Source organism: Caballeronia sp. M1242 (assembly GCF_017220215.1).
Lineage (GTDB): Bacteria > Pseudomonadota > Gammaproteobacteria > Burkholderiales > Burkholderiaceae > Caballeronia.
In genome coordinates, this window is the sequence record NZ_CP071129.1 from 723416 (window position 1) to 738345 (window position 14930).

Sequence of the window (14930 nt, forward strand, 5' to 3'; positions counted from 1 at the left end):
TCGCGGAGCGGAAATCAGCATCCGATAACAGTTCGGCCGCTAGTCATAAGCGAATACTTCACGCGTGAAGGTGCATGAAAGAGAACAGTACGGCGTAAGCTTGTCGGGCGGCAAGTTGCGCAGTTAGGCGCGATGAAATGAGACGAGAAAAGACGAATGTCTGGCGGAGGCGGTGAGATTCGAACTCACGGAAGGATCGCTCCTTCGCCGGTTTTCAAGACCGGTGCCTTAAACCGCTCGGCCACACCTCCAGCAAGGCGCGTATTGTAGCGCAACTCGTCGGCGTCGAGCGACCTCAGCCTTCGAGCGTGCGCGTCGCCTTGAGCGCGGGAAAAAGCCTCATCCACAGAAGCGCGACGATGATCGTCCCCAATCCGCCGATGAGCACCGCCGGCACCGCGCCGAACAGTCCCGCCGTCATGCCCGATTCGAATTCGCCAAGCTGATTCGACGTGCCGATAAAGAGCGAGTTGATCGCGCCGACGCGACCGCGCATCTCGTCCGGCGTCTGCAACTGCACGAGCGACATGCGCACGACCACGCTGATCACATCGGATGCGCCGAGCGCCGCCAGCGCAATCAGCGAAAGATAAACGTTGCGCGAGAGCCCGAACACGATCGTCGCGATGCCGAACGCAATCACGCCGGCAAAGAGCGCCGTGCCCGCGCGCCGTCGCAGCGGAAAATGCGCGAGCCAGATCGACCCGCAGAGCGCGCCCACGGCCGGCGCCGCGCGCAGAATGCCGAGTCCCCACGGGCCCGTATGCAGGATGTCGCGCGCGAAGACCGGCAACAGCGCCGTCGCGCCGCCGAGCAGCACGGCGAACAGATCGAGCGAAAGCGCGCCGAGAATCACCGGCTTGCTGCGAATGAAGCCGATGCCCGAGAACAGCGCCTCGAAGGACAACGGCGCGCGCACACGCACGGCGTTCTCGATCTTGATCGCGCCGACCGCGCACGCGGCAACGAGAAACGCCACGCACACCGCGCCGTACACCGTCAGCGCGCCCAGGCCGTAGAGCAGGCCGCCCATTGCGGGGCCGAGGATCTGCGCAGTCTGGTTCGCGGACGTCGACCAGGCGCTCGCGTGCTGCAACTGGTTTCGCGCGACGAGGTTCGGCAAGAGCGCCGCCATCGACGGCGATTCGAATGCGCGCGCCGCGCCCGTGATCGCGGCGATCGCGTAGATCGGGCCGGCGTGATTCCAGCCGCGCCATGCGTAAAGACACAGCATGAGCGCCGCGACGCTCTCGACCGTCTGACAGACATACGCAATCGTGCGGCGGTCATAGCGATCCGCGACGTGGCCGACGACGAGCGTCAGCACGAACATCGGCAGGAACTGCGCGAGGCCGACGAGACCGAGCGCGAACGCGCTGTGCGTGATCGAATAGACTTGCCAGCCGATGGCGACCGACATCATCTGAAACGCGACGGACGACATCACGCGCGCCGTCCAGAAAAGCGCGAACGGGCGATGCCGCATGATCGAGCCCGGCGCCATCGTCGGTGCGCTCATCGTGTCGAATCGTCCAGAAAGAGCTCTTGCAGATCGTTGAGGAAGCGTTGGCCGCGCTCGGTCGGCGCAATGCGCTCGAAATTCCGCGTGATGAGGCCGCGCTTTTCCGCTTCCACGAGCGCCGGCTCGATCGCCGAGAGCGCGAGTCCCGTGCGCTCGACGAACGCATGCACAGGAAAGCCTTCGACCAGCCGCAGCGTGTTCAGCATGAACTCGAACGGCAGATCGCGCGGGCCGACTTCGCGCTCTTCCTGGATCGCGCTTTCCGTGGGCGACAGCGCGTGATCCATGTACGTCGCCGGATGCTTGAAGCGCGCCTGCCGCACGATCTTCGACGGAAACGACAGCTTCGTGTGCGCGCCCGCGCCGATGCCGAGGTAATCGCCGAAGCGCCAGTAGTTGAGATTGTGGCGGCTCTGCCGATGCGGCTTCGCATACGCCGACACTTCGTAGCGCTCGTAGCCGGCATCGCGCGTGCGCTCGTGTATCCAGTCCTGCATGTCGGCGGCGGCATCGTCGTCGGGCAGGGCCGGCGGGTATTTGGCGAAGAGCGTGTTCGGCTCCATCGTCAGGTGATACAGCGACAAATGCGGCGGCGCGAACGCAATCGCAGTCTCGATATCGCGCCGGCATTCGTCGAGCGACTGCTGCGGCAGCGCGAACATCAGGTCGAGATTGAAGTTGTCAAAGTGCTTCGCCGCGATCTCGACAGCGCGCTGAGCCTGCGTCGCGTCATGGATACGGCCGAGCGCCTTCAGATGCGCCTCGTTGAAGCTCTGAATGCCGATCGACAGCCGGTTCACGCCGCTCGCGCGGAACGACGCGAACTTCGCCGCTTCGAACGTGCCGGGATTCGCTTCGAGCGTGATTTCGGCGTCGGCGTCGATGGGCAAGAGCGCGCGCGCGTCCGAGAGCAGCCGGTCGAGGCCCTTGGCCGACAACAGCGACGGCGTGCCCCCGCCGATAAAGATGGTATGCACGTGCCGTCCCCAGACGAGCGGCAACGCGCGTTCGAGGTCGGCGCGCAATGCGTCGAGATAGCGTTCTTCGGGGAACGTATCGTCCTTCCACTCGTGCGAGTTGAAGTCGCAATACGGACACTTGCGCACGCACCACGGGAAATGCACGTACAGCGAAAGCGGCGGCAGCGACGTCAGCCGGATGCTTCCGGGCGACGTGAACGCCTGCACGATGTTGATCGTCTTCGGTCCGCTGCTCACGCGAGTTCCTTCAGTCGTTGCAGCAAGTCGCGCAATGCAAGCGCCCGATGGCTCACCGCGTTCTTGCGCGCGGGGTCCAGTTCGGCGGCGGTCGCGCCGAGCGCCGGCAGAAAGAAGTACGGGTCGTAGCCGAAGCCGTGCGCGCCGCGCGGCGTGTCGATCACTTCGCCGTGCCAGCGGCCTTCCGCGATGAGCGGCTCGGGGTCTTCCGCGTGACGCACGAGCACGAGCACGCAGAAGTAATACGCGCGGCGGTCCGCTTCGTTCGCGAGATCGGCGACGAGCCGCGCGTTGTTCGCGGCATCGCTTTTTTCGCCGCCGTGCTTCATCGCGTAGCGCGCCGAGTGCACGCCGGGCGCGCCGTTCAGCGCGCGCACGCAGAGGCCGGAATCGTCGGCGAGCGCAGGCAGGCCGGTCAACGCCGACGCGTGACGCGCCTTCGCAAGCGCGTTTTCGACGAACGTCGGATGCGGCTCTTCGGCTTCCGGCACGCCGAGTTCGCCCTGCGCGATCAGTTCGATGCCCGCGGCATTCAGAAGTGACGCGAACTCGCGCAGCTTGCCCGCGTTGTTCGACGCGAGCACGACGCGGCCGATGCCATGCCCGATGCCATGTGAATCAGACACCTTCGATCTCCAGCGCGGCCTTTTGCTTCGCGATCAGCGCCTTGATGCCGCTGTCGGCGAGATCGAGCAGCGCGTTCATCTCGTCGCGCGAGAACGGCGCGCCTTCGGCCGTCCCCTGTACTTCGACGAAGCCGCCCGCGCCGGTCATCACGACGTTCATGTCGGTATCGCACTGTGAGTCTTCCTCGTAGTCCAGGTCGAGCACGGGCGAGCCGTCGAAGATGCCGACCGAAATGGCCGCGACGAAATCCTTCACCGGCGATTGCGCGATGCGTCCGCTCGCGAGCAGCTTCGTCACGGCATCGTGCGCGGCGACGAACGCGCCCGTGATGCTCGCGGTGCGCGTGCCGCCGTCGGCCTGAATCACGTCGCAGTCGAGATGCAGCGTGCGCGGGCCCAGCACGTTCAGATCGAACACGGAACGCAGCGCCCGGCCGATCAGCCGTTGAATCTCCTGCGTGCGGCCGGTCTGCTTGCCGCGCGCGGCTTCGCGGTCGCTGCGCGTGTGCGTCGCGCGCGGCAGCATGCCGTATTCGGCGGTGAGCCAGCCTTGCTCGCGTCCGGTGAGAAACGCCGGCACGCGTTCGGCGATGCTCGCCGTGCAGATTACTTTCGTATCGCCGAACTCGACGAGCACCGATCCTTCCGCGTGCTTCGTGTAATGCCGCGTGATGCGCACGTCGCGCAACTGGCTCGCGCGGCGGCCGCTCGGGCGGGCAATGGAAGGCTTGAGCAGGGGAGAGTCGGTCATGGTGAGCGAGGAAAGAAAGAGTCGGGCGCGATTCGAATGTCCGGTGCGCCAGGTGGTGCGATTTTATCGTCAATCACCGGGCGGCGTTGCCGGTCGCGGAATGCGCGGCGCGCGTTCGGGCGGACGGCGCGCGCGGTAAAAATGGGATAATGCGGGTTCATCGCCCGGCGGCCAAACGCGTGCCAATCCCAGCGCACCTTCATTCGCGCCGGGCGTTTCGTTGAACCGGCCTTCGGCAAGCGAAGGCGCACATCGCGAGACGTACCATGATCTACAGCATGACAGGCTATGCCAGCGCGACGCGCGAAGTCGCAGCGGACGGCGCGGGCGGCGCAGGCGTCGGGGTATCGGTGGAATTGCGCACGGTGAATTCGCGCTTTCTCGACCTGAACTTCCGCATGCCCGAAGACGTGCGCGCCACCGAGCCGCAAATGCGCGAAATGCTGATGACGAAGCTCTCGCGCGGCAAGGTCGATATTCGCATCAACCTGAATCGCGTCGAGCAGACGGCCAATGCCGGCGCGCTCAATCGCGACGCGCTCACGCAACTCGCCACGCTGGAGCGCGCGGTGCTCGACGTCTTTCCGGATGCCGAACGCATGCGTACCGGCGAAATCCTGCGCTGGCCGGGCGTGCTCGCGGAAAGCTCCGTCTCGCAGGACACGCTGCGCGAAGCGGTGCTCGCGTGCGCCAAGCAGGCGATCGCGGATCTCATCGAAGTCCGCGCGCGCGAAGGCGCGGCGCTCGCCAATGTCCTCATCAACAACGTGACGGAGATGGAAGCGATCGTCGCGCGCATCACGCCGCTCGTGCCCGAACTGATCGCGAAGCATCAGCAGAAGATCGTCGAGCGCCTGCAGGACGCGCTCGGCATCGCGACGTCGGACAACGCCACGACGACGAGCGTGCCGCGCGATGAAATCGCCGAGCGCATTCGTCAGGAAGTGACGATGTACGGCATTCGCATCGACATCGCGGAAGAGTTGCAGCGCTTGAGCGCGCATCTCACGGAAACGCGCCACGTGCTGCAAAAGGGTGGCAAGGTCGGCAAGCGGCTCGACTTCATGATGCAGGAGCTCAATCGTGAAGCGAACACGCTCGGCTCGAAGGCGGCTGCCAAGGAACTCGCGGATGCGTCGATGACGCTGAAGCTGCTCATCGAACAGATGCGCGAACAAGTACAGAATCTGGAGTAACGCTCGATCATGCCGAACACCACGCACCGCTCGCATAGCACGTACACGGGCATTTATCCCGGCAACCTGTTCATGGTCGTCGCGCCGTCGGGGGCGGGCAAGTCCACGCTCGTGAACGCGCTGCTCGCGCAGGACCCGGCCATTCGCCTGTCCGTCTCGTACACGACGCGCGACCCGCGCCCGGCCGAGACCAACGGCGTGCAGTATCACTTCGTGTCCGTCGACGAATTCATGGAGCGGCACGACAAGGGCGAGTTTCTGGAAAGCGCGGAAGTGCACGGCAACTACTACGCGACCTCGCGCCTGTGGATCGAGGACCAGATGAAAATGGGCCACGACGTGCTGCTCGAAATCGACTGGCAGGGCGCGCAGCAGGTCAAGAAACGCTTTCGCAATGCGGTCGAGATTTTCATTCTGCCGCCTTCGCTGGATGCGCTCGAAGACCGCCTGAAGAAGCGCGGCCAGGACGCGCCCAACGTGATCGTGCGGCGGCTGCTCGCGGCAGGCAGCGAGATGGCGCACGCGTCGGAAGCGGAGTATGTCGTGATCAACGAGAATTTCGATCGCGCGCTCAACGAACTGCGCTGTCTGGTTGCCGCTACGCGCCTGCGCTTCACCTCGCAATACGCGCGTCACACGCAGCTTTTCGTCGAGCTCGGCATTCATCCCACGCACCCGCAATGACGCGAGCGGTGGCCGAGTCGTATCGGTCACATAAGGTAGAATAAAACCCACATCGAGAAGGATACAAACATGGCCCGCATCACTGTCGAAGACTGCCTGAAACAAATTCCGAACCGCTTCGAGCTCGCGCTCGCGGCAACGTATCGCGCGCGTCAGCTCGCGCAAGGACACACCCCGAAGATCGAAAGCCGCGACAAGCCGACCGTCGTCGCGCTGCGCGAAATCGCAGCGGGGCAGGTGGGCGTCGAAATGCTGAAGAAAGTGCCCGTCTGACGGGCGGTTCTTTCGACCTCTTTCACCCGTTTCATCGGTTTCACTTTTTGCAAACCCGGCGCAACTGATGGATAAGCGGCGCGTCAGACGAACACGGAGGCGAACATGAGTCAGACACCGCTGCCCGTCTCCGCTTCAGTGGACCCGGACATCGAGATCGATCAGGATTCGCTTCTCGATGCCGACAAGCCGCACGCGGCGCGCAAGTACATCGACGCGGTCCTCGAACAGTCGTTCCGCCATCTGTTCGGGCCGACCGCCACGCCGGAGCAGCCGCGCAAGCACGACGTCGTTTCCATCGCGAATCTGACGAACGCGCTGGCAAGCTACATCTCCGCCGACGAGATCAAGGAAGTCAAAGCGGCTTTCCATTTCAGCGACGAAGCGCATCTCGGGCAGTATCGCCAGAGCGGGGAGCCGTACATCACGCATCCGGTCGCGGTCGCGGAAATCTGCGCGGGCTGGAAGCTGGACGCGCAATCGATCATGGCGGCGCTCCTGCACGACGTGATCGAAGATCAGGGCGTCACCAAGACGGAAATCGCCGAGCGGTTCGGCGCGAAGGTCGCGGAACTGGTCGACGGCTTGTCCAAGCTGGACAAGATGGAATTCCGCAACCGCGAGGAAGCGCAGGCGGAAAACTTCCGCAAGATGCTGCTCGCCATGGCGCGCGACGTGCGCGTCATTCTGGTGAAGCTCGCCGACCGGCTGCACAACATGCGCACGCTCGGCGCGGTGCCGCCGGAGAAGCGTCGGCGCGTGGCGCGCGAAACGCTGGATATCTACGCGCCGATCGCGCATCGGCTCGGCCTTAACAACACGTATCGCGAGTTGCAGGACTTGAGCTTCGCGAACTTCAATCCGAACCGTTACGCCACGCTCGAAAAAGCGGTGAAGGCGGCGCGCGGCAATCGGCGTGAAGTGGTCGGCAAGATTCTCGAAGCGGTGCAGCGCACGATCGCGGACGCGAAGATCAGCGCCGAAGTCACCGGCCGCGAAAAGACCATCTACAGCATCTACAAGAAGATGCGGGACAAGCAGTTGTCGTTCTCGCAAGTGCTGGATGTGTACGGCTTTCGCGTGGTCGTGGAAAGCGCGCTGGAATGCTATACGTGCATCGGCGCGCTGCATGCGCTCTACAAGCCCGTGCCGGGCAAGTTCAAGGATTACATCGCGATTCCGAAGGTGAACGGCTATCAGTCGTTGCACACCACGCTCGTCGGGCCGTTCGGCGCGCCCATCGAGTTCCAGATTCGCACCCGCAAGATGCACGAGATCGCCGAGGCGGGCGTCGCGGCGCATTGGCTGTACAAGAACGGCGGCGCGGATCTGAACGACGTGCAGAAGCGCGCGCATCAATGGCTCAAGTCGCTGCTCGACATTCAAAGCGAAGCAGGCGATTCCAGCGAATTCCTCGAACACGTCAAGATCGACCTGTTTCCGGACGCGGTCTACGTGTTCACGCCGAAGTCGAAGATCATGCCGCTGCCGCGCGGCGCGACGGCGCTCGACTTCGCGTATTCGATCCACAGCGACCTCGGCAATCAGTGCGTCGCGGTCAAGATCAACAACGAACTGCTGCCGCTGCGCACCGAGTTGAAGAGCGGCGATATCGTCGAAGTGATCACCGCGCCGTACTCGAAGCCGAATCCCGCGTGGCTCGGCTTCGTGCGCACCGGCAAGGCGCGCTCGGCCATCCGCCACTATCTGAAGACGATGCGCCTGAACGAATCCGTGCAGCTCGGCGAGCGGCTCGTCGATCAAAGTCTCAAGGGCTACGGCCTCGCGCTGTCGGACGTGACGCCCGAAGTGTGGGAAAAGCTCGTGCTGTGGACCGGCAACAAGACGCGTCAGGAAATCTTCGCGGATATCGGCCTCGGGCGGCGCGTGGCGGCCGTGATGGCCAAGCGCATCGAAGTGTTGATGAACGGCATCGCGGACGACGAGGATCATCCGCATCGCGAGCACCACAACACCAATACCGCGCCGCCCGTGGTCATCACGGGTACGGAAGGCATGTCGGTTCAACTGTCGCCGTGCTGCCGCCCGATTCCCGGCGACGACATCATGGGCTATATCGGCATCGGGCTCGGCATGGCGATCCACACGACCGAATGCCGCGTCGCGCAGCGCATCCACCGGCGCGATCCGGGGCGCTGGATCGACGTGGCGTGGGCGCCGCAGCCGGGGCGTCTCTTCGACGTCGCCGTGAAGGTGCTCGTGAAGAATACGAAGGGCGTGTTCGCGCGCGTGGCGGCGGATATCACGTCGGCGGACGCGAACATCGTCCACATCGCGATGGATGAGGACGTCTCGCAGGAAGCGAAGCTGCTGCGCTTCGTCATTCAGGTGAGCGATCGCGTGCATCTTGCGAACGTGATGCGTCGCGTGCGCACGAATCTGGACGTGATGCGCATCGCGCGCGAGCGTCCGAGCGACGAGCCGCATCATCGCAATCAGGACGGCGGCATGCGCATCGACCGGGAACGCGCCGACTACTGATCCGGCGCGGGAACGCGGCGTGCATGCGGTCGTCAGTCGACCGAAAGCATGGAGAGCGCCGATATGAATACATCCGACCTCGAAGGCCCCACGCTCGATTACTGGGTGGCGCGCGGCCTTCACGACTTCATCAGGGAAATCCACTTCACCGACAGCGGCACGACGCTCTCGATTCGCGGCAATGACCGCGGCAAGGCGTGGGACGGGCGGTTTCTGCCGTCGACGTCGTGGGAGGCCGCCTCTGTCGTCCTGGAGCGCGCCTGCCGGCTCGAAATGAGCGACGTGGGACGCGGGGAAGTGGAGTGCACGGCGACGTTCGGCAAGGACGGCGAGCCGGTGCACGCGCGGGGGCCGTCGCTGCGCGTGGCGCTCTTGCGCGCGTTCGTGCGGCATTCGTTCGGCGATACCGTCGAGGATGTCTACCTGCGGCATCCGCAGACCTTGCTCGGCACGCGCGCGGAAGCGATCAGCGAGCCGACGGCGTTCATTTCGGCGGAGGACGTGCCGGCGCCCAACGCGCGCATCGGCGATATCAAGTCGCCGCCACGGCCCTGACGGTCAGCGCAGCGAAACGCGCGGCCAAAACAAAAAGGGCCTTCCGGATGGAAGGCCCTTCAAAAGTGGCGCGGCTGGCAGGATTCGAACCCACGACCCCTTGGTTCGTAGCCAAGTACTCTATCCAACTGAGCTACAGCCGCACGCAAAACGGTACTACTACTCGTGACTTCAACGCGCTTTTGGTTAAGCGCTTGGTGCGCCGCTTGAAAGCGAAACACCGGAATAAGTGGCGCGGCTGGCAGGATTCGAACCCACGACCCCTTGGTTCGTAGCCAAGTACTCTATCCAACTGAGCTACAGCCGCACGCAGAAGCGGAATTATAGCCAAGCCTGTTTGAAAAGGGAAGAGGCGTTGACCGAAAAGTGGCTGAGACCGGCGAGCGTCGTGGTAAGTTGACGATTACACGCCTCTACACACTCAGCGCGCAATGCGCGGAATTCCGGAATCGGTTTGCACCATGAACAAGGCATTTGTAAAAGAATCGGACGAGAGTGACGACGATCTCGAACTGGCCCAGCCGGATGTGCCGGCCGGCGCGAAGAACTACATCACGCCTGCAGGCCATCAGCGGCTGCGCGACGAGTTGCTGCAACTGCTCGACAACGAGCGCCCCGAAGTGGTCAAGCTCGTGTCGTGGGCGGCGTCGAACGGCGATCGCTCGGAGAATGGCGATTACATCTACGGCAAGCGGCGCCTGCGAGAGATCGACCGACGCATCCGCTTTCTGACGAAGCGGCTCGATCTCGCGGAGGTCGTGGATGCGCGCAAGCAGGAGAACGTCGATCAGGTCTTCTTCGGCGCGACGGTGGACTACGCGGGCGACGACGGCATCGTGCATACGGTGACGATCGTCGGCGTCGACGAGGTCGATCTGGACCGTGGGCACGTGAGCTGGATCTCGCCGGTCGCGCGGGCGCTTTTGAAGGCGCGTATCGGCGATACGGTGCCGCTGCACACGCCGGCGGGCGTGCAGCAGATCGATATTCTCGACGTGCGGTATCCGCGCTAGTTCGCGCGTCGCGTCGGCGTACAGACGAAAAAAAGCCGCTCCGAAGAGCGGCTTTTTGCCAAGCAGAACTGCAGTCGAGGCTTAGAAGCGGTGACGAACGCCAACCGTTGCCGAGACTTGGTTTTCCGTCGACGACACGCCAACGCCGTTGATCGTCGCGCCCAGGTTCGTGCCGTCCGTGCCGGACACGTGCTGGTATTCGCCCTGCAGGTACACGTCCGTACGCTTCGACAGCGCGTATGCCGTCTGCAGATCGACCTGGTGCCACTTCGGCGCCACGCCGTCGATACGGCTGTTCGTGTACGTGTAGTTCGCTGCGAGCGACAGAGCCGGCGTCAGGTTGTAACGGCCGTTGACTTCGTAGTTCGTGAAGCGGACGTGACCGTTGGTCAGGTTCAGCGGCGCGGCGCCTTGCGTGCCGACCGAGCTGATCTGCGTCGCGTTGTCGAGCATCGTCTGCGTGAAGACGAAGCCGACCGTCGCCGGGCCGAACGCGTAGTTGATGCCGCCGCCGAAGATGCGCTGACGGCCTGCAACGAACGGAGCGTCGTTGCTCACTGCGCCGCCGGCTTGCAGCGGGTTGTTACCGTTGTTCAGTTGCAGGTAAGCGCCCGCGATGTTCAACGGACCATAGTTATACGACACGCCCGCGCTGTATTCGCGGTTGTTCGAGAAGCCGCCAGCGGCGTTCGAGAAGCCGTACTGCGCGCCGAACTTCAGGCCAGCGTAGTTCGCGCTCGTGTACTTGACCGAGTTGTTGACGCGGAACGTGTTGGTCAGGTTGTCGTTATCGAACGGGTGGGCGAACTGCGTGCCGCCGTATTGCGTGCCCGTCAGAGCCAGAGGCCCGAGGAAGTCGACCACGGAGTCATATTGACGGCCGAGAGTCACGGCGCCGAACTGGTTGCTCGACAGACCGACGTATGCCTGACGGCCGAACTCACGGCTGTTCTGACCGGCTTGGCCGTTCATGATGTTGAAGCCGTTCTCCAACGTGAAGATCGCCTTCAGGCCGCCGCCCAGGTCTTCCGAACCGCGCAGGCCCCAACGGCTGCCGTTGACCGAGCCGCTCGTCGCCTTCCAGTTGCTGTGGCCGTTCTGATTGTTCGTGTAGGTGATGCCCGCATCGATCAGGCCGTAGAGCGTGACGCTGCTTTGCGCGTGAGCGGCGGTAGCGAAGACGCCCGTGAGGGCTGCGACCATGAGAGTCTTTTTCATCTTTGTAACTCCGAGAGCAGATTGGGCCTAAGGAACCCAGGCTTTGAGGAAACCTCGCTGCGACCGGCTGCGAGAGGCGCGGTCGGAGGAGCAACGTGCCGCAGACGGCGACACATTTGTTTCCGGACCAGACGAAGTGTAAAGACGGCGTTACAGACGGAGCGTTCCACTTCGCGCAATAAATCATTCTCCGATTAGCAATGATCGGAAGAGGCGTTTTTCTTCTTTTATTTCAGTGATTTATCGTCGAATAAAGTGTCCCGCGATTAAGTGTCAACCAATTCGCGTTGCAGATGTGCGACACGGTTTGCGCGCTTAGGCAATCGGACAAGTCCAGAAAAGGGATTGTTGAGGAATCGGCAACAGAAGTTTGCTGCGCTTGAGGGTAATGATTGCGATGGCCGTGGCTATACTGTCATTTCTGCTTTTCGAAGCAGACTTTTTCGTTGACGGAAAAGATCTCCAAACTTTGTCAGCGCGGCCTATCGGTCGCGCTTTTTTTTGCCGGTTTCTCTGCGTGGTGCGCCATCAAAGCGGCTGCAAGCCGACGGCTCGGTCCGAGTCCGGCACCAGGTCGTCGTCCAACGGCGTCGCCCAGTCCTCCATCACGTAGCGGCGGGCGTCCATCGGCGATGCAAGCAGGTTCTGCCAGTGGTCGCCATGCCATCCGGGTTCGAACGCGAATGGCGATATCGACGGCGCATCCGGCGAAATAGACGGACCGACAAGTGATGTCAGCCATTGCGCGAATCGCGTTAAGTGCTTCATCGTCGATCCTCCCGTTCATTGCATGGCATTCTGATTTCGATGATCCTCTCGCGGAGAGAATCGGGCAAGGCGAGTTAACACTTATTCTTTCGAAGCGGAATTCAGAACTTGTGAGACTTAATCGGTCAGGAGTCGACTGGATCGATTAACACGATTAGAGCCGTTGTGTATCATCGCTCCGGATAATTAAGCGAGTCAAAGCAACGACAGATCGGATATTCGCGCTCACGGTTAATGCGAAGTTAATCGGGCTGGCGATTTTAGCGCTCGTCCTTGCGGGGTCACGGCGCACGGGCAACGGCCCAGTGGGCCTGCAGCGTACGGCGGCTCCGGCCGCGCAAGGCCGCGCCGCCCCTACCACGCCGAATTTCCGGACAGTATTCGAGTGTGAATCTAGCGACTCGGGGTTTATACGAAATTGCAAACCACGAAATCCTAGGTATTCCGCAACTGGTCAACGCAGGCCCTCGCCGCTGCGACTCCATAATATCCGGGTAAATCCGTGAAACTACTTACGCTGATACCCTCAAGATATTCGGTGAAATGCCTACGACGCCCGCTCGACCGACGCCTCCGAGATACCAGTGCGTTAGAATGGGCAATTCAGAAAACCCCGTTGCACGGCCAAACAGCCGCCGCATTGCCTCCGATCACGATGCACCCTCAATTCCCTCCCGCGCTCGCACTGCCTTCCACTCCTCTCGTTTTCGTCGATCTCGAAACCACAGGCGGCACGTTCGGCGTCGATCGCATCACTGAAATCGGAATCGTCGAGGCCGGGCCGCAAGGGGTGTCGCAGTGGACGTCGCTCGTGAATCCGGAGCGCCCGATTCCCGCATTCGTTCAGCAGCTGACCGGCATCGACGACGCGATGGTGCGAGCCGCGCCCACCTTCGCCGAACTCGCGGCCGGCTTGCTCGACCGGATGGACGGGCGGCTCTTCGTCGCGCACAACGCGCACTTCGACCACAGTTTTCTGAAGAGCGAGTTCAGGCGCATCGGCATGCGCTTCGTGCCGGACGTGCTGTGCACGGTCCAACTGTCGCGGGCGGTGTATCCGGCCGAAACACGGCACGGTCTGGATGCGCTCGTCGAACGTCACGCGCTCGTGCCCGCCGCCCGGCATCGCGCGCTCGCCGATGCGGATCTGCTGTGGCAGTTCTGGCAGCATCTGCATCGGGCGCACGCGCCCGAGACACTGGCGGAGCACGTGGGCCGGGTGACGCGCCGCTTCCGGCTCGCGGCGCAGATCGACGAAGACACTATCGAGCGCATTCCGGCCGGCTGCGGCGCGTACGTGTTCTTCGGCGACGACGACGCGCCGCTCTATGTCGGCCGCAGCGTGCGCTTGCGTCAGCGCGTGCGTTCGCATCTGACGGGACCGCGCCGGTCAGCGAAGGACCTGCGCCTGGCCGCCCTCGTGCGGCGCGTCGAATGGAAGGCGACGGGCGGCGAAATCGGCGCGATGCTTGCCGAAGCGAAGATGATCGCGACGCTGCAACCATCGCTCAACCGCGCGCCGAATTCCCGTGCCGGTGACGCGCGCGGCATGCCGTGGCCGCACGCAGGCGGCATCGCGATCGAGGAACGCGACGCGGCGAGCGGGCAACGAGCATGGCATGTGATCGACAACTGGCAGTACTTCGGCACCGCCGGGACGCTCGATCAAGCGCGCGAGTTGCGGGGGAAGGGCGAACCTGCGCGTTTCGACTTGGCCATCTACCGTATTCTCGGCGAACGTCTGGCTCGCGGTCTCGCGTTCGTGCCGTTGCGGCAAGATGTGGCGACGAGCTTGACTTTCGAACGTCAGCCGACCGCGCCGACGCCCCCGGCCGCGCACACGTGCGACAACGCGCGCCCGAGCGGCGCGTTCATCGACGAGTCATAACGCGTTACGTGCTTCCAGCGCGCGAGGCTGTCGGCAAGGCGCAGCGGACAGTCATCGGCGTGGCGCATCGGCTCGATACGCGAGAGCGCGGTCAGTAGCGCGCTCGTCAGCCGATCCAGCTTCGGGCGCGTCTCGGTGGCGAGATCGGGCGGCGAACCTTCGGGCGCGGCCTTGAGCGCCCGCCAGTTCGCGAACAGCGCGTTCTGCACGTCCTTGCTCGCGTCGATCTGATCGCGAAAGAACTGCTGCGCGAATTCTGGATCGATGTCCGCGGCGCGCGCGCTTTCGTCCACATGCCGGAGCAGTGCAGCTTCGCGCGGCGCGTCGGTGATCGGCTCGTGGCGCGCCCACTTGTAGCGGGCGACCGGTTCTGCGAGTGCTAAGCGTTGCGAGACCAGTGCGATGAGATTGGTGAACGCGGTGTCGTCGCCGTCCGCTTGCGCGGGCGCGGCGGCCGCGAACAGCAGCGTGCAGGCGATGGTCAGGCGAGAAAGAGGAGAGAGGGCCGATCGGCGCATCGTCTGGGCGGCTCGCAAAAGCGCCAGCATAGCGCAGGCGCGGAGTCGTGCGGGCGGGAGATCGGACGAGCGAAGCCAGGCGTCAGCCCGACTCGTTTCAGAAGGAGAGGGCGTGACGCTTCCTGGCGAGCGCCATATGCGGACTGCGAAGTCCGTGCGCGCCGCGCGCACCGGGCGTCGTCTTCACGACGGCGGCGTG

The 14930-nt window shown here is 63.5% G+C and carries 14 protein-coding genes and 3 tRNA genes; 7 read left to right on the top strand and 10 right to left on the bottom strand.

The window, feature by feature from the left end; translation table 11 throughout:
- Nucleotides 1–161 precede the first annotated feature (161 nt).
- The 5 genes from JYK05_RS03315 to rph form a co-directional block, all read right to left on the bottom strand.
- Nucleotides 162–251: transfer RNA gene (locus tag JYK05_RS03315), tRNA-Ser, on the bottom strand.
- A 44-nt stretch (nt 252–295) separates the two neighbouring features.
- Nucleotides 296–1519, bottom strand: coding sequence for an MFS transporter (locus tag JYK05_RS03320; RefSeq protein ID WP_206467768.1), 1224 nt, complete (start codon nt 1517–1519; stop codon nt 296–298).
- Nucleotides 1516–2739: a radical SAM family heme chaperone HemW gene (gene hemW / locus JYK05_RS03325; protein WP_206467769.1), complete on the bottom strand. Its 1224-nt coding sequence runs from the start codon at nt 2737–2739 to the stop codon at nt 1516–1518. The genes JYK05_RS03320 and hemW overlap by 4 nt, the downstream gene beginning before the upstream one ends.
- Nucleotides 2736–3365 (bottom strand): RdgB/HAM1 family non-canonical purine NTP pyrophosphatase, encoded by a 630-nt coding sequence (gene rdgB, locus JYK05_RS03330; RefSeq protein ID WP_241269837.1) that lies wholly within the window; start codon nt 3363–3365, stop codon nt 2736–2738. Before rdgB ends, hemW begins: the two co-directional genes overlap by 4 nt.
- A complete protein-coding gene (gene rph, locus JYK05_RS03335; protein WP_206467770.1) occupies nt 3358–4116 on the bottom strand; it encodes a ribonuclease PH in 759 nt (252 codons plus the stop codon). The genes rdgB and rph overlap by 8 nt, the downstream gene beginning before the upstream one ends.
- A 266-nt stretch (nt 4117–4382) precedes the next feature.
- On the opposite strand from rph, the gene JYK05_RS03340 reads away from it, so the two are divergent.
- The 5 genes from JYK05_RS03340 to JYK05_RS03360 all read left to right on the top strand — a co-directional run bounded on the left by JYK05_RS03340 (nt 4383) and on the right by JYK05_RS03360 (nt 9326).
- Complete coding sequence (locus JYK05_RS03340) at nt 4383–5312, top strand: YicC/YloC family endoribonuclease (RefSeq protein ID WP_206467771.1); 930 nt, start codon at nt 4383–4385, stop codon at nt 5310–5312.
- 9 nt (nt 5313–5321) lie between these two features.
- Entirely contained in the window at nt 5322–5996 is a 675-nt protein-coding gene (gene gmk, locus JYK05_RS03345) for a guanylate kinase (RefSeq protein WP_175939755.1), read from the top strand.
- 69 nt (nt 5997–6065) lie between these two features.
- Nucleotides 6066–6269 (top strand): DNA-directed RNA polymerase subunit omega, encoded by a 204-nt coding sequence (gene rpoZ, locus JYK05_RS03350; RefSeq protein ID WP_006025620.1) that lies wholly within the window; start codon nt 6066–6068, stop codon nt 6267–6269.
- 105 nt (nt 6270–6374) lie between these two features.
- Nucleotides 6375–8771 (top strand): bifunctional (p)ppGpp synthetase/guanosine-3',5'-bis(diphosphate) 3'-pyrophosphohydrolase, encoded by a 2397-nt coding sequence (locus tag JYK05_RS03355; RefSeq protein ID WP_175939756.1) that lies wholly within the window; start codon nt 6375–6377, stop codon nt 8769–8771.
- Nucleotides 8772–8834: 63 nt separating this feature from the next.
- Nucleotides 8835–9326 carry a phage protein NinX family protein gene (locus JYK05_RS03360; protein ID WP_175939757.1) on the top strand — a complete coding sequence of 164 codons (492 nt, stop codon included), beginning with the start codon at nt 8835–8837 and terminating at the stop codon, nt 9324–9326.
- 66 nt (nt 9327–9392) lie between these two features.
- On the opposite strand, the gene JYK05_RS03365 is transcribed toward JYK05_RS03360, so the two are convergent.
- Nucleotides 9393–9469, bottom strand: a tRNA-Arg gene (locus tag JYK05_RS03365).
- A gap of 87 nt (nt 9470–9556) precedes the next feature.
- A tRNA-Arg gene (locus JYK05_RS03370) sits at nt 9557–9633 on the bottom strand.
- A gap of 154 nt (nt 9634–9787) precedes the next feature.
- On the opposite strand from JYK05_RS03370, the gene greB reads away from it, so the two are divergent.
- A complete protein-coding gene (gene greB, locus JYK05_RS03375; protein ID WP_175939758.1) occupies nt 9788–10339 on the top strand; it encodes a transcription elongation factor GreB in 552 nt (183 codons plus the stop codon).
- A gap of 81 nt (nt 10340–10420) precedes the next feature.
- Here greB and JYK05_RS03380 read toward each other — a convergent pair whose 3' ends face one another.
- On the bottom strand, nt 10421–11557 hold the full coding sequence (locus JYK05_RS03380; protein ID WP_175939759.1) for a porin: 1137 nt from the start codon (nt 11555–11557) through the stop codon (nt 10421–10423).
- 528 nt (nt 11558–12085) lie between these two features.
- The gene (locus JYK05_RS03385; protein ID WP_175938248.1) at nt 12086–12325 is read right to left on the bottom strand and encodes a hypothetical protein; all 240 of its coding nucleotides are present in this window, start codon (nt 12323–12325) and stop codon (nt 12086–12088) included.
- Nucleotides 12326–12980: 655 nt separating this feature from the next.
- Here JYK05_RS03385 and JYK05_RS03390 point away from each other — a divergent pair.
- Entirely contained in the window at nt 12981–14213 is a 1233-nt protein-coding gene (locus JYK05_RS03390) for an exonuclease domain-containing protein (RefSeq protein ID WP_206467772.1), read from the top strand.
- On the opposite strand, the gene JYK05_RS03395 is transcribed toward JYK05_RS03390, so the two are convergent.
- Nucleotides 14132–14731, bottom strand: a complete 600-nt coding sequence (locus tag JYK05_RS03395) for a chorismate mutase (protein WP_175939761.1) — start codon at nt 14729–14731, stop codon at nt 14132–14134. The genes JYK05_RS03390 and JYK05_RS03395 overlap by 82 nt on opposite strands.
- Nucleotides 14732–14930: the final 199 nt, after the last annotated feature.